This window comes from Duganella sp. Root1480D1, from assembly GCF_001427305.1.
Classification (GTDB): domain Bacteria; phylum Pseudomonadota; class Gammaproteobacteria; order Burkholderiales; family Burkholderiaceae_D; genus Rugamonas.
This window is the reverse complement of sequence record NZ_LMFZ01000018.1, coordinates 24670-50677: the sequence shown is the minus strand read 5'-3', so window position 1 is coordinate 50677 and position 26008 is coordinate 24670. Positions and strand designations below refer to the sequence as shown.

General features: G+C 55.5%; 23 protein-coding genes. 10 read left to right on the top strand and 13 right to left on the bottom strand.

Annotated elements, in window-relative coordinates:
- Positions 1-138: 138 nt before the first annotated feature.
- Both ASD58_RS17500 and ASD58_RS17490 read left to right on the top strand, forming a co-directional pair.
- Positions 139-423, top strand: a complete 285-nt coding sequence (locus tag ASD58_RS17500; protein WP_057262509.1) for a hypothetical protein — start codon at positions 139-141, stop codon at positions 421-423.
- Between the two features lie 759 nt (positions 424-1182).
- Positions 1183-1413: a hypothetical protein gene (locus ASD58_RS17490; RefSeq protein WP_057262507.1), complete on the top strand. Its 231-nt coding sequence runs from the start codon at positions 1183-1185 to the stop codon at positions 1411-1413.
- Positions 1414-1592: 179 nt separating this feature from the next.
- On the opposite strand, the gene ASD58_RS17485 is transcribed toward ASD58_RS17490, so the two are convergent.
- Together ASD58_RS17485 and ASD58_RS17480 are read right to left on the bottom strand one after the other, a co-directional pair.
- Entirely contained in the window at positions 1593-1913 is a 321-nt protein-coding gene (locus tag ASD58_RS17485) for a type II toxin-antitoxin system RelE/ParE family toxin (RefSeq protein WP_057262506.1), read from the bottom strand.
- Positions 1913-2200 (bottom strand): type II toxin-antitoxin system Phd/YefM family antitoxin, encoded by a 288-nt coding sequence (locus ASD58_RS17480; protein WP_057262505.1) that lies wholly within the window; start codon positions 2198-2200, stop codon positions 1913-1915. Before ASD58_RS17480 ends, ASD58_RS17485 begins: the two co-directional genes overlap by 1 nt.
- A gap of 786 nt (positions 2201-2986) precedes the next feature.
- Here ASD58_RS17480 and ASD58_RS17475 point away from each other — a divergent pair.
- From ASD58_RS17475 to ASD58_RS31310, 3 genes are all read left to right on the top strand, one after another.
- Positions 2987-3826, top strand: a complete 840-nt coding sequence (locus ASD58_RS17475; protein WP_057262503.1) for a hypothetical protein — start codon at positions 2987-2989, stop codon at positions 3824-3826.
- Between the two features lie 2 nt (positions 3827-3828).
- Positions 3829-4299 carry a hypothetical protein gene (locus ASD58_RS17470; protein ID WP_156401336.1) on the top strand — a complete coding sequence of 157 codons (471 nt, stop codon included), beginning with the start codon at positions 3829-3831 and terminating at the stop codon, positions 4297-4299.
- Positions 4300-4518: 219 nt separating this feature from the next.
- Positions 4519-6126, top strand: a complete 1608-nt coding sequence (locus tag ASD58_RS31310; RefSeq protein WP_156401335.1) for a TonB C-terminal domain-containing protein — start codon at positions 4519-4521, stop codon at positions 6124-6126.
- A gap of 36 nt (positions 6127-6162) precedes the next feature.
- Here ASD58_RS31310 and ASD58_RS17455 read toward each other — a convergent pair whose 3' ends face one another.
- Positions 6163-7014 (bottom strand): NotI family restriction endonuclease, encoded by an 852-nt coding sequence (locus tag ASD58_RS17455; RefSeq protein WP_057262497.1) that lies wholly within the window; start codon positions 7012-7014, stop codon positions 6163-6165.
- On the bottom strand, positions 7014-8153 hold the full coding sequence (locus ASD58_RS17450; RefSeq protein ID WP_057262496.1) for a site-specific DNA-methyltransferase: 1140 nt from the start codon (positions 8151-8153) through the stop codon (positions 7014-7016). The genes ASD58_RS17455 and ASD58_RS17450 overlap by 1 nt, the downstream gene beginning before the upstream one ends.
- Positions 8154-8349: 196 nt before the next feature.
- Between ASD58_RS17450 and ASD58_RS17445 the strand changes: the two genes are divergently transcribed.
- The 4 genes from ASD58_RS17445 to ASD58_RS17430 all read left to right on the top strand — a co-directional run bounded on the left by ASD58_RS17445 (position 8350) and on the right by ASD58_RS17430 (position 12118).
- On the top strand, positions 8350-9000 hold the full coding sequence (locus ASD58_RS17445) for a TetR/AcrR family transcriptional regulator (RefSeq protein ID WP_082565494.1): 651 nt from the start codon (positions 8350-8352) through the stop codon (positions 8998-9000).
- 111 nt (positions 9001-9111) lie between these two features.
- Positions 9112-9468 (top strand): cytochrome c5 family protein, encoded by a 357-nt coding sequence (locus tag ASD58_RS17440; protein ID WP_082565493.1) that lies wholly within the window; start codon positions 9112-9114, stop codon positions 9466-9468.
- Positions 9465-10832: a D-arabinono-1,4-lactone oxidase gene (locus tag ASD58_RS17435; protein ID WP_057262491.1), complete on the top strand. Its 1368-nt coding sequence runs from the start codon at positions 9465-9467 to the stop codon at positions 10830-10832. Before ASD58_RS17440 ends, ASD58_RS17435 begins: the two co-directional genes overlap by 4 nt.
- Entirely contained in the window at positions 10832-12118 is a 1287-nt protein-coding gene (locus ASD58_RS17430) for an alanine racemase (protein ID WP_057262488.1), read from the top strand. Before ASD58_RS17435 ends, ASD58_RS17430 begins: the two co-directional genes overlap by 1 nt.
- Positions 12119-12145: 27 nt before the next feature.
- Here the strand turns inward: ASD58_RS17430 and ASD58_RS17425 are convergent, their stop codons facing one another.
- Positions 12146-13393 (bottom strand): hypothetical protein, encoded by a 1248-nt coding sequence (locus ASD58_RS17425; RefSeq protein WP_057262487.1) that lies wholly within the window; start codon positions 13391-13393, stop codon positions 12146-12148.
- A gap of 185 nt (positions 13394-13578) precedes the next feature.
- On the opposite strand from ASD58_RS17425, the gene ASD58_RS17420 reads away from it, so the two are divergent.
- Entirely contained in the window at positions 13579-15588 is a 2010-nt protein-coding gene (locus ASD58_RS17420; protein WP_057262485.1) for a neutral/alkaline ceramidase, read from the top strand.
- 36 nt (positions 15589-15624) lie between these two features.
- Here ASD58_RS17420 and ASD58_RS17415 read toward each other — a convergent pair whose 3' ends face one another.
- The 8 genes from ASD58_RS17415 to ASD58_RS17380 all read right to left on the bottom strand — a co-directional run bounded on the left by ASD58_RS17415 (position 15625) and on the right by ASD58_RS17380 (position 25999).
- On the bottom strand, positions 15625-15951 hold the full coding sequence (locus ASD58_RS17415; RefSeq protein ID WP_057262484.1) for a hypothetical protein: 327 nt from the start codon (positions 15949-15951) through the stop codon (positions 15625-15627).
- Between the two features lie 446 nt (positions 15952-16397).
- Positions 16398-16664, bottom strand: a complete 267-nt coding sequence (locus tag ASD58_RS17405) for a PAAR domain-containing protein (protein ID WP_057262480.1) — start codon at positions 16662-16664, stop codon at positions 16398-16400.
- Positions 16665-16671: 7 nt separating this feature from the next.
- Complete coding sequence (locus ASD58_RS17400; protein ID WP_057262478.1) at positions 16672-17730, bottom strand: T6SS immunity protein Tli4 family protein; 1059 nt, start codon at positions 17728-17730, stop codon at positions 16672-16674.
- Entirely contained in the window at positions 17723-19366 is a 1644-nt protein-coding gene (locus ASD58_RS30605) for a triacylglycerol lipase (RefSeq protein WP_082565491.1), read from the bottom strand. The genes ASD58_RS17400 and ASD58_RS30605 overlap by 8 nt, the downstream gene beginning before the upstream one ends.
- A complete protein-coding gene (locus ASD58_RS17395; protein WP_057262477.1) occupies positions 19363-22116 on the bottom strand; it encodes a type VI secretion system Vgr family protein in 2754 nt (917 codons plus the stop codon). The genes ASD58_RS30605 and ASD58_RS17395 overlap by 4 nt, the downstream gene beginning before the upstream one ends.
- A 101-nt stretch (positions 22117-22217) precedes the next feature.
- Entirely contained in the window at positions 22218-23882 is a 1665-nt protein-coding gene (gene tssF, locus ASD58_RS17390; protein ID WP_057262475.1) for a type VI secretion system baseplate subunit TssF, read from the bottom strand.
- A 2-nt stretch (positions 23883-23884) separates the two neighbouring features.
- The gene (locus ASD58_RS17385) at positions 23885-24640 is read right to left on the bottom strand and encodes a hypothetical protein (protein WP_156401334.1); all 756 of its coding nucleotides are present in this window, start codon (positions 24638-24640) and stop codon (positions 23885-23887) included.
- A gap of 93 nt (positions 24641-24733) precedes the next feature.
- Positions 24734-25999, bottom strand: a complete 1266-nt coding sequence (locus tag ASD58_RS17380) for an FAD/NAD(P)-binding oxidoreductase (protein ID WP_057262471.1) — start codon at positions 25997-25999, stop codon at positions 24734-24736.
- Positions 26000-26008 lie beyond the last annotated feature (9 nt).

Sequence of the window (26008 nt, the reverse complement as noted above, 5' to 3'; positions counted from 1 at the left end):
GATGTCGATTCCGAGGCGACAACTGCATTTCGCGACGCGCCAGGCCCTTGGCCAGGTTCCAATCAAAGCGATTGAATTACCCGACAAGTAGTCTGACACGGGGGGGGAATTTGCGCTCTATGGCGCGTAAGAGGTTTTATGATCCCATCAGCCATTAAGAACAAGCAGCTCCTGTCGTTCATCTATGACGGCTATTCGCGCACTGTGGAACCGCATACATATGGGGTGGATACAAAGGGCCATCCTGCTCTACGCGCGTATCAAGTCGGTGGTGGTAGCGATTCTGGCGAGTTCACCGGCTGGAAGATCTTCCACGTCACCGAAATGAGAAATCTAGCTTCGACGCCTACGCATTTTTCTGGCCCGCGCCAAGGATACAAGCGAGGTGACAAGGCGTTCGCTGTCATCCATGCGCAGCTCTAACGACTTGTTCCCGCCGACGCCGTATGACGGCATTATGGCCCGCAAAGCATACTTGCATTCCCCCGTCTAGGGGAAGTCGTAATCGATACGTATCGATATGGCCAGTTCCGAACCAAGCTCCATAGCCTCTGTGTCCGGAGCCGCGTTCAGACTGTCTCATCGTATTTTCGCACAATGGACTATCAGTATCGGGCTTTGAGCAGTCGTAGAGAGATAGGGAGGGGTATGAAAAGGAAACCGGAATTGAGATCGTGGAGCGCCAAGCAAGCAGTAGCCATCTTGGCCGTCGATAACATTCAAGTTAGCGATCATGCTCTCGACCTTCTTAAGGGTATCGAGGATGGGCTCATCACACACGAACAGGCAAAAGAGGAGATCTTGCGCCGAGCAAAGGCTATGGCCTTAAACGCAAAAAAATAGCGCGCTTCACCATCAATATGACTGCTGCCAGTTCCAGAACTGTGGAGCGTCAATGCATACAACGTCTGATGCTAATTTTTGTTGTCGATACCGAATTCACCGACTTCAATGTTCCCGAGCTAATTAGCATTGCGCTGGTGACTGAGGACGGCCAACACGAGTTTTATGCCGAACTTCCAGTCAACCGCGAAAAGTGCAACACCTTCGTGATTGAGACCGTACTCCCGCAACTTGGGACCATCGATGGCGCCCAATGTACGGCCGACGAACTATGCGATAGGCTGAATCTTTGGCTTGCGCCGTTCGCTAGGAGCGCGCCTGTCATTTGCTTTGACTACGATGGCGACTGGCGACTGGCGCCTGTTCTGCCAGGCGTTGCGCTATCAAGTGCCCGAATGGATTCGCGGGCAGAATGTCTTTCCCTCCATAGATCCGCTGGCGTTGCAGATGTACTTCATCGACAACCGCCTGCGCGATCACCATGCACTGAATGACGCAAAGGCGAATCGACATGCCTTCAACCGAAGCTTAGTGCAGCAGCGCCCATCCCTATCCAGAAAGTCGCGCTAGGATGCGCATTGGTCTTGCGTATTGGCCCCGAGTGTATCGTTCGTTTCAGAAACTTGGGTAGCGATCGATTTCTTACATTCATTGTCCGGACGAACCGGACCGGAAATCTCAGACTGCTTAAGTCCAGCGCTATCTGCGCGCGCATTTCATGACTAGCCCTCGCTTCGAGGGCATTCGTTTCAAGGTCTGAGCATCCGAGCTACGAGATGGGTTAAGAAGTCCCTCTGCGTCGAAAGGAACATACGGATAAAGATCGTGTCGTCCTTAACTTCATAAATCACCCTTATGTCTTCGGCAACCCTTTGTCTGATGACCAGCTCTAAAGTTGCGCACTCATCTGGGACAACTCCAGCCAGAGGAAACAGCTTCATTTGCGCGAACAGGTCTTTAAAGGATTGCTTGAACTGGTCAAATCGCGCTGCGGAGTGAGTTTTCTTGAACCCCGCCTTGATATCATTAAAATCAATTCTTGCACTATCAAGAACAATAATTTTAGTCATTAGTCCCTATCCATCTCATCCAAGAACTCTTCTTCAGAAACAAACTTGCCGTCTGCGATTTCTTTGGTGCCGAGTGCGAGCAACTTCATGAACGCCATCCGTTCCTCGTTCAACTTCCTCTGCTCAATAGCCTCCTGATAGCTCTTGATACTGATGACAACCATCTTAGCTTCGCCATTCTGAGTGATGATCATGGGGCCGTTGTCCTCTTCGTCAAATTTCCTGACAATCTCGGTAGTGTGGGACTTCAGGTAGGAAATGGGCTTGATTTGTTCAGTGATATCCATAGTGCGCTCCTGGTTGGATGCCTCAAACTGCTAGACTAATTATAGCCCAAATTTAGTCCACGCGATCGCTGGCAACACTTTTCAATTCCCATATCGATCGAACCGACTATCTGATACTAGTTTGACCAGCGCAATAGACTCCATGACACTGGCCTGAGTTGCAATCACCATTAGGAAATGTTGACTAAAATTTAACATTATGCAGTCATTTTTTGTAGAAGTATGGCGTCGAACGCTTGGATGCAGCTTGCGCACGCGCCCTCAAGTTCAACGCGGTGAGCTGGTCCAGCCTGCAGTCGATCCTCAAGATTGGTCTCGATCTGGAGCCACTGACTGCGCAACGTACGCTCGACCTGCCCTGATCCGCTTGGATTTCATGGACACTTTGCTGCCTCATTTGGTCGGCCACCATGCACTGAATGACGCGAAAGGCGAATAGACATGCCTTCAACAAAGACTTGGTTAAGCCATCACTGTCCAGAAAAGCGCGCTAGCACTCCGGACCTGGCCTGCAGCCATCCCCCTGCACGCCAGGATGTTTGATTCGGTGCCGGCTGCGCACAGCACCAGGCCGCACCGGCAAGAGACGTTTGATCATCTTTATGAGATACTTACAAGATATGCTGTTTGCACAGCCCAAAAACGCAACTTGTTTCGTTCAAGATCGGTGTGCCAATTTGTGCGCAACTTTGTGCCAAATAACGCTTTAATAAGTTTGGCGCTCCCCTATGGAAACGGAAATGCGTGTGCCCGTTTTTGGATACGTCGACACGCTCAGTAGTTCGAGTGATCAAGCCCATGGAAATCCATGGGCTTTTTTATATCTGGCACATTAGTAAAAAGGAAACGATGAACTACACCTTGCCGGCATTACTGCTTTCGCTTCTATCCAGTACGGCTCTTGCAGCCGGTGTTCCCGCAGTCACCGTCAAACAGATTGGCGCCACATTCATGGAAGCGCCTCCAGGACGCGAGAAGAACCTGGTTCCCTTCGCAACGCTCGGAGCCCAGGAATCGGTTGAGACGCACGCGGTCATCATCTTCCAGGACCGGTTGATCGCGGACATTCCAGCGTTCGGCAACGACGATTCCAAAATCACTGCATCGGCGATCGTACCGAACAAGCCCCAGGTATCACTGGGAACTGTCAAAGCATCGAGCTTCCGAAAGGTGAGCGAGGACGGCAAGAAGACGCTGGTGTCTCTCTCTATTTCCCGCCTTCCCGATGGTGGTGTGAGAGGCGTTTCCTTTAATGGTTACCTCAAGCTGCCGGTCGCAACTTCCATTGCACGCACCAGCGTGGCATTCCAGCCGAAGGTCGGTGCCAAGATCGATGTGGGCCTGGGTAATTCCGTCATCTCCAACATCGATTCGACTTCCATCACCCTGAGTGGCGATGAACGGTTGATGGGTATCGCCGCCATGAAAATCCTCAAAGCTGACGGCTCCACCATCATCGCAGAACGCGGTGGGTATTCCAGGGAAAACCGGACCGACGGGACGGCTGTTAGCGCGCAGTGGCGCTTCAGCGGTCCAATCAGCGCCGGCAAACTCGAAGTCTCGTCCTATCGTGACCTCACGACAGTTGAAGTACCAATCAACCTGATCGTCGCCAAGCCGTACTAACCATGAGCGCCACGCCACCTCCCATGGATCAACAACCCGCAACGTTGGAACAGGCCTTAGCAGCGGCTCGAGCAAGGGGCGTAACAGCCCCGCTGTTCAAGCCACAACCTAGTTGGGCAGAATTGGAAAACGATGGCCGCGTGAAGTGCCTTGGATGGGGATTGATGGTTTATCTCCCGGCATTAGCCGTTTACTGGATGATCGTGTTCGGTGGCTATTCAGTGATGCCCCAGGTTTGGTTAGCAGATATCGCCATGCTTCTCCTCAGCTATGCGTTCATGTCGCTGAATGCATACTTCGTGCAGGCCAAGCTCAATGAATATGAATTGAGTGATAGCGGAGCGTGGAAAGTATGCGTTGGGGCTCTGTTACTGAATCCCGTTTTTATTGGCGGACTTGTTTCGCTTTCGGTATTCCTCCGAGCTCGCGGTATCAAACGCACTCTCGAAGCCCGCGTCGAAAGAAAGCTATAACAGATCCGGAAATCAAACGGGTCGCCGAAGTGGGTAGACTTTTGGATAGCGGCCATCCCAAAAGGCAGCTCTTGTGATCAAAGTGTTGCATATTCCTCCTTCTAGTTGACAGTTGATCAACAGCCGCTGCCTTTGTGATAGTCTGTACCGATGTCCTCAGCGATCACAGTCAGCCGGCCAAATAGCCTCCAGCGCGAGTCCTGGCGATTGAGCACGGCCATGGTGATCTCCGCCATCATCCACGGGCTATTATTGAGCATCACGCTTGGCGGACATACGTTCGGGCTCCCCGCACTCAAATTCCCTTGGCAGGAACGGCGCTTGGGTGCCAATGACCTGCAAGTTCTGCTTTTACCGCCACCTCCGGCGCTTCCAGCATCGACACCACCACCGGCACCAAACGCCGCGCAGACCGTCAACGCCAATCCAGTGCTCGCCGCGATTGAAAGGCCCGCTGTGGCACGCCCCGAAGCGTCAATGACTTCGCCGCCACCTGCGATCGGGAATAGCGAGTCGCGCGCCGTATTGATTCCACCACCACCGCCTGCTCCAGCGCCGGCACCAACGCCTTCATCGGTCACACAGGCGGAAAAGCGGATCGAATTACCTCCACCGATTCCCCCGGTCACGGCACCTGTGGATGCGCCCCCAAATTCCACGGTACGCAGTATTCCCATCCAGGAACGCGAAGCACCTGTCCCCGATAACGCTGGCGATGTAGCGCAAAAGCAGCTCGAGAATGAAGCGCGCGAACGAGCGCTGGAAGTGGCCAAACTCGAACAACAAAAGCTGGCAGCAGAACGACTGCGACAGGCGGAACTGATGGCGGATGTCCAACGCGAGGCGGCGCGTCAGGAGCAGCTGCGGCAAGAGGCCGCCCGCCAGGAGAATGACCGAGCCGAGGCTGCGCGCAAGGAGGCGCTCCGACAAGAACAGGTAAGGCAAGCGCAGCTCGAATCGGCACGCCAAGAGCAGCTCCGCCAGGAAGCTGCCCGTGCCGAACAGGTGGCCAGAAACGAAGCCTTGCGACAGGAGGCCGAACGCCAGGCATTAGCCAGGCAAGAGGAACTTCGTCGAGAGCAGGCAAAGCTGGATGAGAAGGTACGCCAGGAGGCTGCCAGGCAGGCGCAGGAACGTGCCGAGCTGGCACGAACGGAAACCGCTCGTAAGGCTGAAGCCCAACGACAAGAACAGCTAAAGCAAGCGCAACTCGAAGCGGCGCGTCAGGCGCAGCAGCAAGAGGTTGCGCGTCAGGACGAAATCAAGCAAGCGGCAGCTCGACAAGAAGCGGCTAAGCAAGAAGCCGCGCGCCTTGAACAGGCCAAACGAGAACAAGTGCAGCTTGAAAAAGCCAGGCAGGAGGCTGAGCGCGAAGAGCGCCTGCGCGCGATCGGGCGGCAGCTCAACGAAGAAGCTGCCCAGCGCGATGCGGCGCTGAAGAACCCGTCAAAGTCTTTGCTGCCAACGGTCAGCGGCCAGCGTCGCGGATGGCTCTTCGGTCGCGCCGACCCCAATGTCGATCTGGTTCAGTATGCGGAAGCCATGAGCAAGAAGTTCGAGCTGAACATGGCATTCGACATGGTTCGCGAAGTGGTGAAACAACGGCACGTCTCACCAATGGTGACGGTCGCGATCCGCGCCGATGGCTCCGTGGAGAAGGTGACCTTTGTTGTTTCTAGCGGTGTCCCATCAATCGACGACGCGATTCGAAAAGTCATAACGAGCTATGCACCTTACGGCGCTTTTCCGCCTGCTATCGCGCGTCAATATGACGTGATCGAGATCCGCCGCACCTGGATATTTGATACCGCCATTCGTCTACAGTGAAAAAGGTCTCGCGACAGGCGCGGGCTCAAGGCTACTTCATACCGGGACAAAAAGGGTCGCATCGGATATCTTGGCTTGGATAGCCTCGATAATTAATTCCAGCTCTACCTTGGCCTCTGCCTGCAAATCAAGGCAAACCCCAATTCCATCCGCATCAGTGCTGAGGCGCGATTTCATGCTAAGCCTCAGGCCTCCATCTGCCTGCATATCCAGGCCATACGCATGCAAATGCATGGAGTCACCAAGCCGGGCCGGGCTATTCAGATGGTCAAACTTGAACTCTCGGCCCATATAGCTAAGGAGCTTATCCTGAACAACAAGCACGAGCTTCTTATTGACATGCTCAAACGTTTGAATCTTATGGTGCATTTGCACCAAGATCGTCTTCGCAGTCATTTTCCAGTTCATACCGAAGGTTTTTTTTGAACTTTCCCCATCGTCACCTCGTGCAACGTTTAGTTCACGGAGGAGGCGTTGGCGCTCGGGCCAGACAGTGCCTGACGTATCAAGAGTCTGAAGCTCAATTCCTACAAAGTCCTTTACTTTGCCGTCCTTGGCGGAAACCAAGAAATGATCGACACTTCCGCCAGGGATTGAGACCTCCGAGATTATGTGCAGCTCATTTCCAGGTTCATGAGTTGTTAGCAGATGGAAGCAGTCCGTAAAGATCTGTCGACGCTCAATGAGCCGCTTCGGGCAGATGATAACTGGCTCTGGCGTTTTCCCGTAGAGGACGGTACATGAACCTATCGCAGTATCCGGGTCACTCTTCCGAGTCTTGTAGCAAGCCTTGTTGGTATAACTGCACTTTTGCTGCGCAACCGTGTCTTTCCAATCGATACCAGACTGCGTTACCGAACGGCCAAATAACTCAACAACTTTACTCATTATTCTGCTCCAAGGCGTGAGCTGGTCAGCTCCAGGTAACGTCGTGAAATATCTATACCAACAGATTTCAGCCCGAGCCGTTTAGCGACGACAAGGGTGGTCCCGGTTCCACAGAATGGATCGATTACGACTCCACCTGGAGGGCAGGTCGCCAAAAGTGGAAGAACGCATAGATCAACCGGATACGGTGCAAAATGTGCGTCTCTGCCTTGAGTGTCTTCCGGAATAACATCCCAAACATCATAAGGCTTACTTCCTTTCGGATGGTACTTCAAGAAGTAATACCCTTTGTCGCGGAGTTCTTTGGCTCGACCCGAAATTTTTTCACTGTCGGAGTGCGTAGTCCGGTGCTGCTTTCTAATGACCATCCTGAAATCAGATGCACGCCCTGCCCCAATATCGGCGAGCATGCTCTCAAGCGCCGCTGTGGCAGCTACTTTTTCAGCCTCGGATAGAGCTGTAGACAATTCGATTTGTCGTTTGTAGCGAACGCCGGAAACGCCAGTCGCGGAAACGATTGCGCCATTCACAACCTTGGATTCGCGAGGCTTGGATCGAATCGCATCGGCGTTGTAGTAGTAGCCCTTCGCCTTTTTTACGAAGTGAAAAACGTTCTCATGCACGTTCCCAAGGCGGTCCTTGCTATTGTCCATGCCGCCCTTGAGTTTGTTCCAGATGACGCTGTTACGAAGTATCCAGCCCTGGTTATCAATCAGTTCGAATGCGACTCGCCACGGCACTCCCACCAGTCCTTTGCCATTGTAAGTGTCGCCGAGATTCAGCCAGAACGACCCCTCCCACTTCAACACACGTTTCAATTCAAGGAGTATGGCAGCCAAGTCCTTGACGAAGTCACGGTAATCAGGCTCCAGTCCGAGTCCACCATTTTCATACTCTCGCTTGCCCCAGTAAGGGGGTGAAGTCATGGCAAAATCGACGCTCTCATCAGGCAGTTCGCGCAACACACTGAGTGCATCGCCATTCAGCAGCAACGGCGTCGTCCCCGGGCCTTCCAAGTGTCTGGCAAACTCCCGGCGGAAGTTCTTGCTAACGATGGCGGCGCGCTTTTCGTTGCCTTGGAGTATTGGCGATATGCCGTCTTGTTGCGCATGCGCTGGGGAGTCTTCCGTGAGTTTCATTCTTACTTATCTCTGGGTGAGTTCGCGCTGCACGGCGGACAAAGAGCGACAGTTTAAAGTACGCAGTACCTGAAGTCTACTTCACCAAGTTGATTAAAAACCAATGATTTCAACCTGAAAACTCAGCGTTTCCGTTGCTATGCCTGATGACTGCATGGTAGTCTCAGCCGCGAACGCTCCCCGAAAAATGGACTGAATGAACAAATCAACCAGCGTAGAGTTGCGCAAACTCCGCGAGTCCGAACAACGTCGCAAGGACATCATCAAAGCAGTGCGCGCCTTGATCAAAACGGGCGGCGCGCGCGAGATCACGTTGCGAAAAGTCGCGGAGAAGGCGGGCTTTTCTACGACTGTTGTCTACAACCTGTTCCAGAATAAAGCCACCCTGATCACTCAGGCGATGGACAGCGACTTGCTCGACCTGGTCAAAGCCATGCGCAATGTGGTCGATGAAGACCTGCCAATTCTGGAAAACATTCGTCGTGTTGGACGAGCATATGTAACCTTCGGCATGCGCCACCCTGACCAGTACGCACTGGTCTTCATGGAGCGTCGGCCCCACGCACCGGTGGAAAGCTCGCGTGTTGAACATGGAAATTTGGCGCAGGATCCATATGCCTTTGCCTGCCAGTTCTTCATTGATCTAGCTGCGGCAGGACAGATTGCGCCAGACCAGGCAGAAGCCACCGCTCAAATCTTCTGGGAAGGCCTTCACGGCATGGTGTCGCTGCGGCTCGTGTTTGGTGAGAACGAACCCTGGTTTGAGCACGACGAATTCAATCGCCACTTGGATGCGTTAATAGACGTACTCCTCACTGGAATCCTTCATCGATTCAAATCAGCATGACCCTGTGGCTTTTTTCACAATACCTTACCTCGCCAGTTTGAAAAACGTTGTTTTTTTCTAAGTTCATCGTTATTCTCATTCGACGTTGTCCCACTTGAAGAAGGGGAGTCGATGCGAGCGTTGTTAGGCGTGGTGATGGTGCTGGCGGGCTTGAGTGCCTGCTCTGCTGCCAAACAGGAGCCGGCTACAGCCGACCTGCAATGGGCCGAGACTTCCCGGCCAGTCAATGCGCGGCTGGCGGAGAGCTATGAGCGTTCGTGCATGGTCTGCCATGCGCGGAACGGCAGCGGGGCGCCGCTGGCGGGATTTGCGCCGCACTGGAAACAGCGCCTGGAGAAAGGAATCGACCAACTGGTACAGCATGCGAGCGATGGTTTCAACGCCATGCCGGCCATGGGTCAATGCAATGACTGCAGCGCAGACGACCTGCGCGCGCTGACGCTCTTCATGGCGAGGAGCGGAACATGAAACAGCGCCGTCTTTTCCTGAAAGCTGGTGCCATGGCTGCGGCGGCTGGCCTACTTGCGGGCCGTGCCCAGGCCGCACCGGCAGTGCCACGTCCCTTCCGCTGGAAGAACTGGTCAGAGGCGCAGCAATGCCAAGCGCAGTCACTGGCCACGCCGGCCGACGAGCAGGCGCTGGCGGACCTGCTGCGCAACGCCGGCGGCACGGTGCGCTGTGTTGGCGCGGGCCACTCCTTCACTCCCCTGGTGCCAACCAACGGCACGATAGTTTCGCTGGAGCGCCTGTCGGGCGTGCTGTCGCATGACAAGGCTGCAATGACAGCTACGCTGCGCGCCGGCACGCGCCTGGCTGCGATTTCGCGTGAGCTGGATGGCGTTGGCCTGGCATTGCGCAACCTGCCGGATATCGACATGCAGTCACTGGCAGGCGCCATCAGCACTGGCACGCATGGCACCGGCGCGAACCTGCAGGCCATGCATGCGGATGTGATGTCGCTGCGCCTGGTTACGCCTCAGGGCGAAGTGGTGGAGTGGGACCAGGAGCGCCATCCGGAGCAGATGGCGGCGGCGCGCGTTTCCCTCGGCAGCGTGGGTGTGATCACACAGGCGACCATACGGGTGGTGCCGTCCTTCAGCCTGCACCGCAAGGTGTGGCTGCGCCCTGTGGGCGAAATGCTGGAGCAGGCAGGCGATCTGGCGCGCAAGCATCGGCATTTCGAGTTCTACTACCTGCCCTTCACCGGCTATGCGGCAGGCATCGCGCACGACGAGTACCAGGGCAGCGATGTGCTGGTTCCGCATTCGCAGGACGAGGAGATGCTGAGCGACTTACGCAAGCTGCGCGATTGGCTGGGCAGGTTCCCGGAAATGCGGCGCTGGGCAGCCGGCAAGTTGATCGATGAAGACCTTACCGAGGAAGCGAAAAATCGATCGTGGAAGCTGCTTTCCACAGTGCGGCCAACGCGCTTCAACGAGACCGAATACCACGTGCCACGGGAGGCGGGCATTGCCTGCGTTAAGGAGATCATCGCCGCGCTCGAAAAGCGCAACGAGGTCTATTTCCCCATGGAGTTCCGCTTCGTGAAAGGAGACGATGCTTGGCTCAGCCCCTTCTACATGCGCGACAGTTGCTCCATTGCCGTACATGCGGCGCATGGGGAGGCTTACGATTACCTGGTGTCTGAACTGGGGCCGATCTTCCGCAAGCATGGCGGACGGCCGCACTGGGGCAAGCTGCATAACCTGACAGCGAAGGAGCTGGCGGCGATTTATCCGCGCTGGAAGGATTTCCTGGCGCTGCGGCAGCAGATGGATCCGCAGGGGCGCATGCTGAACCCGCACCTGCGTTCGATGTTCGGAGTGGCGTAATGGTGGCGCTGAAACGTCGTGCCGTGATCACAGCCATTGGCGCCGGGCTGGTTGGCGCTGCCACGCTCGCGGTTCGTCCACGCGACAAGGGTGCGCCGCATGCGGAGTACTTTGCGCGAGCTTCGAAGGCTTTGCGCGCGGCGGGGATCGCCACGCCAACCATGGTCATCGACCGCGACCGCCTGTTGGCTAATGCGCGCCAGGTGATGCACAATGTGGATGGGCGCTTGCCTTTGCGGCTGGTGGCCAAGTCCCTGCCCTGCCTGCCCCTGCTGGACTTGCTGATGCAGACCATGCAAACGCGCCGGCTTATGGTGTTCAACCTGCCCTATCTGCAACAGCTTGCCGCGCAGCGTGGAGATGTGGACCTTTTGCTGGGCAAGCCGTTGCCGGGAGCGGCGGCGGCGGAGTTTTATCGCAGCTTCCAGGGCGGGCAGTTCGATCCTGTGAAGCAGTTGCAGTGGCTTGTGGATACGCCGGAGCGCCTGGCGCAATATCGCGATCTGGCGCGGACGCAACAGCTCGAAATGCGCGTGAGCCTGGAGATTGATGTAGGCCTGCATCGCGGCGGGGTCGATAGCACGCAGATGCTGCAGCAGATGCTGGCTATCCTCAGGGACGAGCCACGCTTGCAGTGGGGCGGGATGATGGGCTACGACGCGCACGTGCCCAAGCTGCCCCTGGCAAGCCTGCGCGAGAAGGCGCTGGTGGATGCCAAAGCGATCTATCGCGACTACGCTGGGCTTGCTACACAAGCCTTGCGCCCGGCCGGCAGTCTGGAAGGAATCGTGTTCAATGCGGGCGGGTCGCCTACTTATCGCATGCATGACGGCAGCGGCGCAGCGAATGAAGTTGCACTTGGGTCGGCGCTGGTCAAGCCGAGTGACTTCGACACCGATTTGCTGAAGGACCTTGCTCCAGCAGCTTTCATTGCAACGCCGGTGCTGAAAGCTGGGCGGCATTTCCAGATGCCGCGCGGCGTGGAGACCCTGGGTGATGCTGCTCGCGCTTGGGATGTGAACCAGGAACGGGTGTACTTCGTCTACGGCGGCAACTGGATGGCAGACCCCGTGTCGCCGGCAGGGCTGGCGCCTAGCCGGTTGTATGGGAATTCTTCCAACCAGCAGGCTTTGCTGGGGTCGGGCGCGCAGCAGTTGCAGGCGGATGATTTTGTGTTCTTGCGGCCGAGACAGAGCGAGTCAGTATTGCAGCAATTTGGCGATATTGTTGTTATTGAGGGAGGGAACATTGCCGAACGCTGGCCCGTTCTGCCAGCCATGCCCTAGGCCATTCCAAACCAGAACGCAGGAGAGTTAGCTCCACCTGGCAATAGCGCCCTCCATTCGTGCAACAATATCCGGAAGGTCCTTTCGAACTTGGCTCCTGCGACTCGAACGAGAATCCAGGGCGCCGCTCGAAAGGAAGCGCTCACGCAGCGAGGCCCTGTCCAGATCGCTTGTAAATACATTGTCGATCAAGTCCCCACCGTAATTCGAGATCTGTACGTCCCCGGAGACCTTGAACCCGAATGAGCGCAACGGATACAAATCGATGATCTCAATCAGGCGCTTATCGAAAGTGAGAAGCGCAGTGAAGAAGTATCGCGCTTCCCGTACAGGCAACATCGTCATTCCTTCTTCCAGTTGCCGAACATGGCAAAGGTCCCAGGCCATATTCTTGAGCGGTTCGTGGAGGCTCTTCCCTTTGTGTATCTTTCCGAAAAATGTCAGATCGTGCCCTCTTTCAAAGTATGCGGCCGCAATCGCGGTTTCCCGAGCAAACAGGGTAGCCATTTCCTCATCACAGAAAGTGATGAACTCAATGAGCTTGTGCTTCGTGCTTCGCCTCGGCGACTTAATCTGAATCTCTGCCATCTTCAGCAGGCACAAATAAAAATAGCTATGACGAGCATGCAGCCCGGCCATCGCTGAATGATTACTTCGATCTCGATACATTCCAGAAATCAGTTCCAATGCGCGAGCATCGACCTCGGCATCCGTCAATAGAGAACAGATCTCGCCCTTCGTGTGAAATCGACTTTTGTCCAAAGTTCGAAGGATCTCATACGATCTCAATGTCTTGAAGACCCCGTCGGCCAGTTTCTGTTCGTCCAGCTTAAGGATGTTTTCGCACATATATGGCGTTGGATCAACGTTAACTTTGTCTTCTGCGATGAATGCGAACACCTCCTTGAAGTCGCCGGGGATGCCGTTATTGGGACTCCCAGCAATGAAAGGGTGAAGATAGCTCATGGCCTCTGTATCCATGGAAATCGAATAATCCAAGGGATAGTCAACAGGGCCATTCTTGTCCATGTCTGCAAAGGTTTGGCGATCCAGTACGAACACATTTGGGGTTCCAAAAATACTACGCACTGCCGCACCTGAGCTGAAGGAACGGTTCACTGCAAAGCCTGGTGCTCCCCCTTTTTCTGCAGCAAATACGAACTTGTATTCTGTAAGAAATTGGGCGAAGGACCTGTACATCAACAGCGCATCGGCGATCGAGTTGGCATTGCAAATCTCCGTGGCCAGCATCCTGCTGAGGGCATCTTTCCGCATCTCTTGTTACCTTTCGATGATTAAGGTGGCGCCCCGGTCTGTACGCCAAGTCCGCAATCTTCGTACACTTGTTTCACTTTTCGCTTGCTACTGTGGCGTTTTGATCAGCGTCATGGCGACACAGAAAAACACTGTTATTCTCCAAGTTCGTCGTTTTTCAAACAGCAGCGGCAAAGGGGACGGTCATGACGAAACAACTTCGATTCGTGCGTCTGGTTTCTCTGTTGGGCGCAAGCGTGGTTTGTAGTGCGGCATTTGCAGATCCTTTCCTGGTCGGGCGCGGCATGTCCGACATTACAGGAGAGGCGGCGGAAGTAGGCATGATGGGGTATGGCTCGACCTCGCAGGTTACGGCCGGCATCCATATGCGGCAGCGTGCGCGGGCTTTCATCGTAGTGGACCAAGCGAGCGGCAAGCGCATGGTGTTCGTCAACAATGACCTGGGCATGGTGTTCCAGGGTGTGCAGCAGGCCGTGCTACGGCAGTTACAGGCTCGATATGGCAGCTTGTATTCGGCGGAGAATGTGATCCTGTCCGCGACGCATACGCATGGCGGGCCGGGCGGTTTTTCGCATTACGCCTTGTACAACTTCACTACCTACGGGTTCAACTCACGCACATTCGATGCGATTGTCAGCGGCATTGTGGCGGCGATCGACAAGGCCCATCGCGACCTGAAGCCGGGCAGCATCGCTATTGGCAAGGGTGAACTGACCGATGCGAGCAACAACCGCTCGAACCCAGCCTACCTGCGCAATCCGCAGGCGGAGCGTGATCGCTGGGGCCGCAATATTGATCCAGAAATGACCGTGCTGCGCTTCAAGCAGGGAAGCAATGACGTAGGGGTGATCAGCTGGTTCGCGACACATGGCGTTTCGATGACGCCGCTGAACCGCCTGATCACGCCGGACAACAAAGGTTATGCGGAATGGCGATGGGAGCATGAGCTGAAGGGCGTGCGCTACAACTCCGATGGAGACTTTGTGGCAGCCTTTGCGCAGTCGAACGCAGGCGACATGACGCCGAACCTGAACCTGGATGGCACCGGGCCAACGGCCAATGAGCTGGATAACACACGCATCATCGGCGAGCGCCAGCTGCAGAAGGCGCTGGCTATCTACAACGGCACGCTGGAACCATTGGCGGGGCCGGTGGACTACCGGCAGCGCTATATCGACTTTTCCCGCGTATCAGTGGAGGCGCGCTTTGCGGATGGCGTGGCGCGCAATACTTGTCCCGCAGCCATCGGCAGCGCTTTCGCGGCAGGTACGGAGGATGGGCGCGGGCTGGATGGCTTCAACGAGGGCGATTTGACGGGCAATCCATTCTTCCAGGCGCTGGGCGGCATTATCGCGCCGGCCCCGCAATGGGTGCGTGATTGCCAGGGCGTGAAGCCCGTGCTGCTGTCAACTGGCACGCAAGCGCCCTTCCCCTGGTCGCCCGAGGTGCTGCCGGTCTCCATCGTGAGGATTGGGCAGTTGGCGATCATTGCGGCGCCGGCGGAGTTCACCATTATGTCCGGGCGGCGCGTGCGGGAAACCGTCAAGGCGGCGTTGGGGGATAGCGTGCGGCACGTGGTGTTTGCCGGATATTCGAATGCCTATTCGGGTTATGTGACCACGCCGGAGGAATACGACGCGCAGCATTACGAAGGGGCTTCCACGCACTTCGGCAAGTGGACGCTGGCGGCATACCAACAAAGCTTCCACGAATTGGCTACGGCGATGCGGCAAGGGACTGCGGCCGGTGGCAGTGCACCGGTGCGGGACTTGAGCGGCAACCAGATGTCGTTCCAGACCGGGGTGGTGCTGGATAACACGCCGATCTTCAAGAGCTTTGGAGATGTCGAGCGGCAGGCTAACGCCAGCTACTCGCGCGGACAGCGGGTAGAGGTCTCGTTCTGGACAGGGCATCCCAAAAACAACCTTCGGCTGAATGGAACCTTCCTCGAGGTGCAGCGCTGGGATGGGGCCTCGTGGCGCACCGTGGCGGTGGATGGGGATTGGAGTACAACTTATCGCTGGGAGCGCGTAGACCCGGTATGGGGAACTTCACGCGCAGTCATTGGATGGAATATTCCTTCAGATGCGCCTACCGGACAGTATCGCATTCGGCACTATGGCGATTACAAAAATGGCTGGAATGGCGCGGTGTATGGGCTGACCGGTACCAGCAGGACGTTTGTCGTGAATTGAGATGCCGTTGCGCTAGCCGCCGTTCAAGCAAGGCGGCTAGGCGCGCCCTTCCCTCCGCGCAAACAGCGGCACCAGGCATGCGAGCACGAAGAATGGGAGGGAGGTCCAGCTAACGAGGAGGAAATTGAATATGACGTAGTAGTAACCGCGGTCTGACGTGGCTGCGATCACAAGCCAGGCCAAAACCACGACTCCAAACTGAGCAAGGATTGCGTAGTTCATCAACACCAGCCACTTCACTGGGTGCCGATGCCGAGATACCTGAATCTGCAGCATGGTCGCGAATATTCCTGCCGCCAGGATTGTCAGGGGCGCTCTTCCAAGCTCCAGAATTTGGAGGTAAGTCCACGTGAAATCGATCATGAATGAAGCCAGCCGCTCTACATCAATGGTTGGTTCCAGCGGCAAGCAGGACGCTATAGAGGACAAACAGTGCTGGCACCACCCAGAATTGGTGCGCAACCGACCTGCTGCGGAAGAACAGCGCGCCACCCACAGCGCCGAACAGGAGGAGGAACGGGGCCATCACCACAAGTGGAAGCACGTCCCCATTTCCAAGTGTGTCCCTCGCTATTAGGACTAAGACGAAGACGATGTACGAGTACACGACCGTAATGATTCCAATGAATCCGGCCGTTACGGGATGGCGGCTGATTACTACTTCTTCTTGCACCGAATCCATGAGGCTGAGCCCTTCCAATGCTTTCGATAAGTTATCAAATCGAAAACAATAGCAGAGCTGGCTCTTTCAGGCCACACTGTTGGGACAGCGGGCTCCTGTTCGGAGCCACGGCACGGGTGGGCATGCATTAACTCGATGCGAATGTTTTGACCGTCGAAATCAAAGTCGCGCCGCAGCTAGTCTTATCGCCTTCGTATGCGACAGCTTTGCCGTTGACGGTATGGTTGGCATTGCCGCTGACGATCACACAGTTCTGATGGCCGGTCATTGGGCACATGCACTTGTCACCCATGAGGACGACTGGCTTGCCGCCCACAATAAAATGCGGAGCGCTAGTCGCAAGCACTTTTCCTCCGTGGGATGTTGGATCCCCTACTCTTATGACGTTTGGCATCGCCAGCTCAGTTGGCCGGGTTAGCAGACGTTGTGAACGGGCGATTTCGAAGTGAAGTCGTGATCCGATCCCATAGTGCGATTGCCTCACTATCCGTAAATGGCGTTCTATTTAACGCCTCTACATTGTTGAACCCGGTGCTAAATTCCATGGTGATTTGGGGGTGGTAGACGTCCTTTTTCTCTGGGATCGACTCCCATACGAAGTTGTGATTACTGCGACCATCGTCTTCGATGACTCGCGTAAGCACTTCTTCGCCTATGTGCTCGTTGATCTGTCTGGAGCCAATACGAAGATTCTTAAAGCTCGATGGAAATTCTTTCCGGGCGCTGCTACCCGCAACCCTTTGCAACAATGTATCTGGTGCCTTCGTCCCTGCAGTCGAGTCAATCACGACTGCAACATCATTTGAATTCGGGTAGCCGGCAAAAAGCGTAATCCCTTCGCTCAAAGTGGGGTTCTCGTTACCGACGATGATCCCGCGATCAAAACAAAAGCCGCTCTCGCTAGGAATTTCATTCTCGTCCCTAACCTTCATCCTACTAATGAGGTGTTCTAGCTTGACTAGATCACGTTCAAAGTTAACTCCTGCGGAAATGTCAAATGAGATTCCTTTGGCGTTCAGGTAGCCTTCGATTTTCACTATGTCTTCATAACTTACCACGCCATTTTCGACCGACTTTAAAGACTCACGATCAAATTGGATAATTTGCCCGCTCCACTCCCCGCCCACGTCTTTCGAAAACTCTAGGCTTCGATGTCCATATTCGTTCTTAGCGAATGCTAGCTTCTCTAGCCGCCCCTGTAAGCGCTTTTGAAAGTCCACTTCAGACTCGACTTTTGTGTCTATGTGCCAACCGGCAAAATAGGTCATGCCATACGAGATAACTAACCGCATCGGCAACTCAACCAGCGTCCTGCCAATACAAACTATACTTGAGGGCTCGCTCTTGATTTCAGCAATCATTTCTCGCTCTCTTTCAATATTGACGAACAATTGGATCGCAACCAATGTGCCGATAACGGCAAAGAGAATGCGGCCGGGCGACAATTTGAATTTAGGCATAGTCTAAGGCAATCCGTGAGACGAGCAGCAGTGTGAGGCAAATCATTGATGGGTTGTTATAACCACCTTGATGGTCAAAGCCAGAAGCGCGTATCGTTCGGATTGCCCGCCCACCTGGAGCTGCCCCTGACTGGTACGGCACAGTGCCATCCCCCTTCGCATCTTGCGAAGACGGAGAGAAGTGCAAGCATTGATCAGTTTGTAGCCGCACTCGTCGAATTCCGCTTGACTCAGTTGCTTCGAGTCGTCCGTTAGTTAAGGAGCCTTCATTAACTCCTGCAATCTCAGCTTGCGCTAACCAAGTGAATTTTCCGTATGCGAGTTCATCTTGGTCTGCTCCAAAAAACACGTAAGTCCGTGGATGATAATAGTCGCCCAAAGAACCCCTATGAAAGTTTTCGGCTGCCTTAACGTTCTGCTTGTACATAGTCACCGCGTTAAGGTGATTCTCAGCAGGGTCCAAGAGCTCAGGCGATACTAACCGGTACCACGGTTGAGTGTCAGCGTAAAAAGCATAAGGATCATCTATCGGGAGAGGAAGCACTCGATCCTCTCCAACTCGATCCTTAACAGATGCGAATAGCCATGGCTTTGGATAGAGATGATTCGGCAGCAACTCGAGCGCCCCGACTGAGTTGCCAATCACTGGCACGGTGCGAGCCGCAGTATCGCCCAAAACGATTGCCACCTTCCCCATTAAGTAGTTTCCTGCTGTGCGCTTGCTGGGACTGGATTTTTCTGTTCCACAGGCCACTCGCCTGTAGCATGCCGGCGCTCCAAGTGCGGGCATGCACCCATGAACTACGCCAGCAATTTTGTCGGGGATTTTCTTAGCGCAGGCTCTTGCAACAAGTCCCCCCATTGAATGGGTTACAAGGATGACCTTCTCACACTTGCGCCCTAAGCCCTGCCATTTCTTGATGATTTGCTCGATGCGTTGCTTGAGTGCGTCGGCGGAGACCGCGTTCGAATTAAGCCAGTTATAGCCACAGGCATAAATCGGGTAATGGAGCTCGGCCAGCTTTCGTACATCACATTCAGAAATTTCGCTCAGTAATCCTTTTTCTTCCTTCCATTCAGAGTGGCCGATCTCCACATTCAACCCAGCCCATTCGCTGGAAATCGTGTCTCCGCCGGGACTGGTCAGATTCGGTCGAAGGAAGGCATTGAATTGTCGCCGCAATGCAAACAAGATGGCTTGGTAGCTCTCAGAGTGGACTTCGCCCCAGCCATTTTCCTTTGCTTCTTCTGCGCTAAGCCCGATGGACTCATGCAGAGGATTCAGGTTAGTTGTCGCATCGCGATCAATCGAGACAGTCGGTCCATTAAGAATCTTCTGACGCGTTGCAGGAGACCTCGCCCCCCAGCGATCTACTTCTCTCTTTGCTTCAAGAGTCCCGTTTGGTGGGCGCCAAGCAGGTTCGCCAGGTTTAAGCGCCTTGTTGCCAGCCGTCGCCTTGAGGTTACTTCCCATAATTCCTGGGATGAATATGATTGGCAGAACTCTGTCGGGCGGTACACTGATTTTAGCCCGGGTTTTGCAAGCCGTTGGAGTCAGTAGTGTTTTCGCTTGCAGGCTGCCATTACTAGTCGCTTGGGCTGTGAGCAGGCGCGTCGGTTCTTTCGCTTCACTCATGATGCCCCCGCTACTGCTTTCAGATCGTCCGAAGGGAATACGGTGATTCTAAGTTCGCCGATTTGATCAGATACTGCTAGAGCCGTTTTTCCGTCCTCATCACTCGTTCCTTCGATGACCCTTCCATCTGGCAATTCCAACTTGTACTTTCGGCCCGATATTGGCAAGCCAGACTGTGAACTTACCAAGTACACCCGCTCATCGGTCCGAATATCTGTACTCGAGAAATTCATTTTGTTCTCAAGCCCGCCGCCGCCTTGGGTGTGCTCAAATTTCGAAGACTTGATGACGAAGCCTCCTTTGCACTGATGGACAATCTGACTTGCTCCAAAGTCCGTTTGCGTTCCCTGTGACGCGACCTTGATCTCAGGGGCCAGCAATTCAATTCCCTGTCCGGCATTTATTCGAACCTTTCCTGATGCGACAATTTCTAGATCACCATCCTGGCTTTGGATTTGGGTAGTGCCTCTCGCTGAAATGACCTTGATTCCGCCATCATGTGAGAAAAGCGTCATCCCCTTCATTGCCATCACTCGCGCCGATTCTGCAGCATATAGGTCGACGTCCTTTGAAGACATAAGACCGATATGCTCTTGCGCACCGATTTCAAGTGAGCTGGGTGTTGCAAGCACGATGCCATCGTTTGACACTCCCGCGAGCAGAGACTTCCTGCCTGCCGAATCACCTGCTGAGGACCAGTCACGGATTCGCTCCAGAAGGTCTTTTAGGTGCTCTGTTGCCGCCTTATCTTTGCTATGCACAGCATTAAGTTCACTCAGTTGCGCTGCAATCGATGCCAACACCTCGACCATGCCAATTAGGCCGTCGCGCGCCAGCACGTTTCCGTCACAGCAAGGCTCTGCTGAAAGCAATACGCCTTTCGAGCCGCGAATCGCCGCAGATTCTTCCGACCGCAATTCAACCCCCTCACCTCGCATGGGCGCAACCCCCTTGACGCGTGTGGCGGCAATATGGCCAAGGCTTAATTGGCTTTTCGCGTGATCACTTGAAAGCTGCACGCCGATCTCGCCGGACGTGTCGTCAAACTGAAGGCTATTTGCGCCATGTCCGCGATTCTCACGGCTACGGATACCAGAGACGTAGCGATTTCCTGGTAACGAACCTATGCCGCCTAAAGCTGGCGGCTGGCCGTTTTGATTGAACAGTTGGCTAATGATCACCGGTCTATCAGGGTCTCCAGAGAGAAATGAAACCAAGACTTCGCTCCCAACGCGCGGCAAAGATATAGCCCCACATTGATTTATGGTTCCCGGCCCATTGCCCGCCCAGCTAGTGGCGACACGCACCCAAGCGGAGTCGAAGTCCTTTTCAGCCGCACCGGCACCTTGTGCGTGCTCATGGTCTTTTTCTCGAGTAGTTCGAAAGCGGACTTTCACGCGACCCAATTCATCGCAATGCACTTCTTCACCATCTGGTCCAACAACGATAGCGCTTTGCATAGGAACGTTCGGTATATCGACATGTAAATCATACGCTGGGACGATAGGAATGCCGCGGCGGACTGCGGTGAATCCTACGTTCACGCGCGTTTCCGATAATTCGCAGTCTGCTCCGGGCATCCAGCGGCTCCGAAAAAATAGACGTTCGACGCGCGCGGTTAGGTCTTTAGTTAAATTGTTCGATATGGTCATTTGAATAGCGCTGATAACGAACTCGCGCTCTCCGCTGGCGTGCGCATCAATTTCCGGATGGCCTTCAAGTTCAAAATATTCGCCAACGCAAAAGTCACGCACGCTGCCTTCGCCGTGGAAGCATTTTGATTCGAGGTCGTGGCGATTCATGGCTAATTGGCCCAGTTGGCAAAGATCGTCGTGATCGTCGCCGGCGTGCGGAGAAAGGACCAGGTAATCATCCAGCGTAGCTGACATCTCGTTGCCGTTTGAGCCCTGGTCCGAACGAGCATCGACTCTTGCGGTCATGAATTCCGAGTCTTGTGGATTCTTGTAGTTCCAGCTAAATCGCGATACGCTGCCCGGTTGCAGGGTGCGAACCGCGCACCATGAAGTGATAGTGTCGCGCTCCTCGGTCGCGGCATCGCGGTGGTAACGCACGATACCGGCGGCGTTGGGCGGCAGCGTGTCGGCGTTATCGAACAAGACCATCGTATGTGTTGGCCAGTTGGATTGGTCTGCGCGAAAGTACCAGGCAATGCCCCGGCGTTTCAGCATGCGGCGAATGAAGGCGGCATCTGATTCGTTGTACTGCATGGTGAATTCACGCTGCGGATAGGCGTCGATACGGAACGACTCGTCCATCTCGTAACGGAAGCAGGTGCCGATGATTGGGTTGGTCTGCAGCCATTCATCCAGGATGACCTGAACGATCTCCACTTCGTTCTTGTTGCGGAAAACGCGGGTGTTGTTGCGCTTTTCCATGATGGAGAGCGCGTCGCGCAGCACCAGTTGGTAGCTGGCCAGGCCGCCATCGCTGTCGCCGGCACGGGCTTCGGTGACGATGCCGCACACGCTGCGCAAGTCACCACGGTCGGTAACGATGTCGACCGCGACCGGGAGTGCGATCAGTTCTTTAAGAGGAATGAAAGCATCGAGGGAGACGCACAGGATGCGGTAATCAATGCTGCCGCAGATTGATTCGCTTCCCTGCACGCGTTGTGGCAGCAGTACGTCTTCCAGCATTTGCGTCGGATGGGCCAGGCGCAGGCGCAAAGGACGATTTTCGGTAAGCAGGTCCTTGTCTTGCCGGAAGAAGCTGAGTAGTGCGTTGTCCACTTGAGGCTCCTATCGTCTGGTTGACGCAGGTACCTATGGTTGCACGCGTAAAATTTATCGACGTTGATCTTGAGCAAACCAAAGCCGCAAGGCCTGCATAATCAGACTATTCCCCGGTCCCCTGCTTGGGGGGCGCCGCGATATATAACACGGTCATCGTCTCCGATAAGGTCTAGCTGGATGAAGCGGTTCTTGCGTACTTTTGCGGCGAGCGTATTCTCCACGATTCCTGCAAGGACGAACAGGCTGCGATTATTCAACATCGTTTCGTCAATCGTTAAAGAGAACTCTGTTCCGAGCATGTGCACTCGGCCCACTGGCAAATCGATCCATGCCGATGCAGGTTTGTCGGACAGGTCTTTGAATGGGTCGACTTCCTTGAAGTGATGGGCCCGGAGAATTTGACACAGGGACTCCAGCGATATGTCGTTGACCTGCATTGCATCAAGCAGTGCCCGCGGCTGACCATATCGAGCGGGTGTCGTTGGCAGCATCAGGAAGCGAATTGGGAAACCGCTTGCTCCGATCTCTGTCTTCAGGAACTGCGTCGCCTTTGCCGTGCTGCTGTTGGTGCATGTAATTTCGATCATGACTGTTCCGTTATCAAGCGAGCTTGGACTTTGCTGTCTATCGATGAAATTAATCGCAGTCCCCTCCTCTTCGTTCAATCTCCAGAATACGCCCTCCGCATCGTGGCTCGTACCATGAAATGGCAGGAATATTCTGGCTCCCGTGCGATGCATCAAGGCTACGCTGTCGACGCTATATATTTCGCATTCTGGACTGGATGGCGTTAATGGGTATGCGCCCGGTCTTCCGTCCAGGCGAACTTGCAATACCGGGCCGCGGAAAAGATTGATCAATGGAGTACATGAGAGCTGGAAGTTCGCAATGCTTGCCTGCCGCAGGTGGTTGTTGCTGATTGGTAGGACAACGTGCAGGGTGATACGCCGACATTGGGCCGGGCACGCTGGCAGTTCGATGTCGACGAAGTCAAACTTTTCCGGCAACTGCAGATACTCGCTCATGATGCGCGGTGCCCGTCCGCCGATTGTCGTTGGCAGGAGAGCCGCCGACTGCTCGAATCCGACTCTGGCGAAAGGCCTGCGTGGCAGCACTTTCCAGATCCCGTCGATTTCAATGCACGTGCACAGGCAGTGCAGAAGCAGTGCATCAACAAGGCAGGCTCTTTGCCCTGTATCCCCGGCGATGAAAACGCGCAGCGTTGGCAACGACATCCGGTCGAATGAGGCACTGTCCGATGTGGATTCGAGCGTAATGGACAGTGCAGAAGTGGCTTCCGATGGCAATCTCAATGCCGCAGGGGCATCGATGGTCGAGTGAAATTTGACTTGCGTGACGGCGACGGGGGCGATGCATACTTCATAAGCTGTCGTGAACTTGCAGCCGCCCGAAGTCATTATGGTTCCGCGTGGGAGTCGCGTGACGGAATTGATCCCGTTATGTCCCGCAGCAGTGGTGTCTACCTGGGCGATGGCACAGGTGGGAACTGGCCGCAGGTAGTGCGGCTGAAGCGTTTGCAACAGCGCCTTGTGAAAGTCGCTGCGGCCATCCTCGAATAGCTGCTGGGTGGCAGCGTTAAGCAACGCGACTGATTGGAGCAGACGTTCCACCTCGGGGTCTGTACTAGCATCTGGCCCGAGCTCCAGCGCGGCGGCTGTATTGGCGTGGGCTTCAGCGTATTTTCGTGTAGCCTGGCGCAGGCGGCCCAGCTCTTGTTCGTAGAAATGCAGGAGCTTGTCCATGGTCAGCTCCTGTCGCGCAGGTTGACGGCGATTCTAGTGCCAACTTCACGCTCGAATCGGTTCAAGCGGAAAATCCACAGGTATGCGTGCACCGCCATGCGGGAGAAAGCATGCATAGCCATTGGTGTGGTAAGCACGGCGCAGAGGGCAAGGCTACTGCTCGACCGGTCAAAGGCTATATCGGCATTGAGGATCGGCAGGCCGGTCGCAATGGCAGCGACCATTGACCATCCGTCGATGCGGGTTGGATCTGTGGCGTGGCGCCCCACATGGCTTAACAGCACGCTGATGGAGTTGGTGCTGATCGTGTCGCCTTTCATTTCTTCTGCCAGCCAGACTTCGAAGCGGTGGCCGGTGTTCTTGTCGGTAGCCGTGCTCCAGAGCCGCGCCATGGTGAGGATGGCTGCGCAGAGCGTCATGATCGCCATGACGGTCAACCAGGCTTTGCCCGGCATGGCGTATGCCGCCAGCACCATCACGGGCGCGACGAACATGCAGAGTGGTACCAGGTAGATGAAGACCAGCGTGATGATGGCAATGTCCATCAGGCGTTCGGGATTGCCGCGCTTTGCGGCGAGGCGCCACAGGTAGAACACGCCTCCGAGGTGAGCTGCCGTCAGGCAGAGTTGCAGGCGTATGCCCAGCGGGTTGAAGCTGATTGGCATCGCGAACAGCGATATCAGCAAGAGCGATGTGCCCCAGACCAGGGCTGACAGATGCCAGAGATTGGGGACTTGCTGCGCGGCAGAATGTGGCATGTGGTCACCATTAGGCAGGGGATAAGCCTGCTAATGGTGGCACTCTGGACTTTGGCAGCGTTTGAGGTGGAGCAAAGGTGCAGCGAGCGGACTCTATGAAAGTGTGTCGCTCCAGATGTTTTTGGCCCAACTATCGGCGTAGTGGCCTTCGAGCTCGGAGGGGCCGGGGCTGACGCCTCCGCTGCCGGGGACGATCAGCAACGTTTTCTTTTCGGCGTTGTAGGCGTGCACGCTGGCGACATGAATGACGTCTTTGTCGCTTACATAGCTGTAGCAGGTGTTGGTGAGCAGCGGCAATTGCTCGGGCGCGCGACCGCTTAGCAGGTCGACTACGGCCGCTGCGCAGACCTTGGCGTGCTGGTTGGCCATGTGGCCTGACTTGGGCATCAGCGGGGAGACCTGGATGGCGTCGCCGATCACGTGGATGTTTTTCGCTTGCGTGGATTCGAAGGTGATGAAGTCGACTTCGCACCAGCGCTTGTTCATATTGGCCAGGCCTGTCTGCGCGGCGATGGCGCCTGCGCGGTGCGGCGGAACTACGTTCAGTACGTCGGCCTTTATCTTGTCGCCCAATTCGGAGATGGCAGTGCGGATGGCCACGTCCACGTCCACCGCCTTGAAACTGGGGCGGTATTCGATGATGTTGGCGTAGCGTTCTTTCCAGGCCTTCTTGAACAGTGGGCCTTTGCTGACCACGTCCTCATTGGCGTCGAGCAGCAGAACTTTGGATTTCGGTTTGTTCTGGCTGAAGTAGTGGGCTACCTGGCATACGCGTTCATACGGGCCGGGTGGGCAACGGTATGGCGCGGGAGGCACCGTCATGGCGAATACGCCGCCGTCGTGCATGGCTTCGAGCTGGGCGCGCAGGGCCGTGGTTTGTGGGCCAGCCTTCCAGGCGTGCAGGATCTTGTCTTGTGCTTCTTCTACGCTCATGCCGGGCAGTTCGCTCCACAGGAATTCAATGCCGGGGCTGAGGATCAGGCGGTCGTAGCTGAGCACTTCGCCGCTTAGCAACTTGATGGTGCGCTTTTCGGGGTCGATGCTGGAGGCGCTGTCGTGCAAGATCTTTACGCCGTGCTTGCGTTGCAGGTCGTCGTAGCTGCGGGTCAGGTCTTGCAGCTGGCGTGAGCCGCCCAGCACGAGATTGGAGAGCGGGCAACTGACGAAGTTGGCGTTGGGTTCGATCAGGGTTACGTCGATGCTGCCCTGGCTCCACAGGCGTACATACTTGGCGGCGGTGGCGCCGCCGTAGCCACCGCCAACCACCACCACATGCGGCTGGGCGCGGCCGCCGATATTGGCGCAGCCGGTGGTAGCGGTGAGGATTGCGGCTGCCTGCACAAATGTTCGACGGTCCATGGTGGCTCC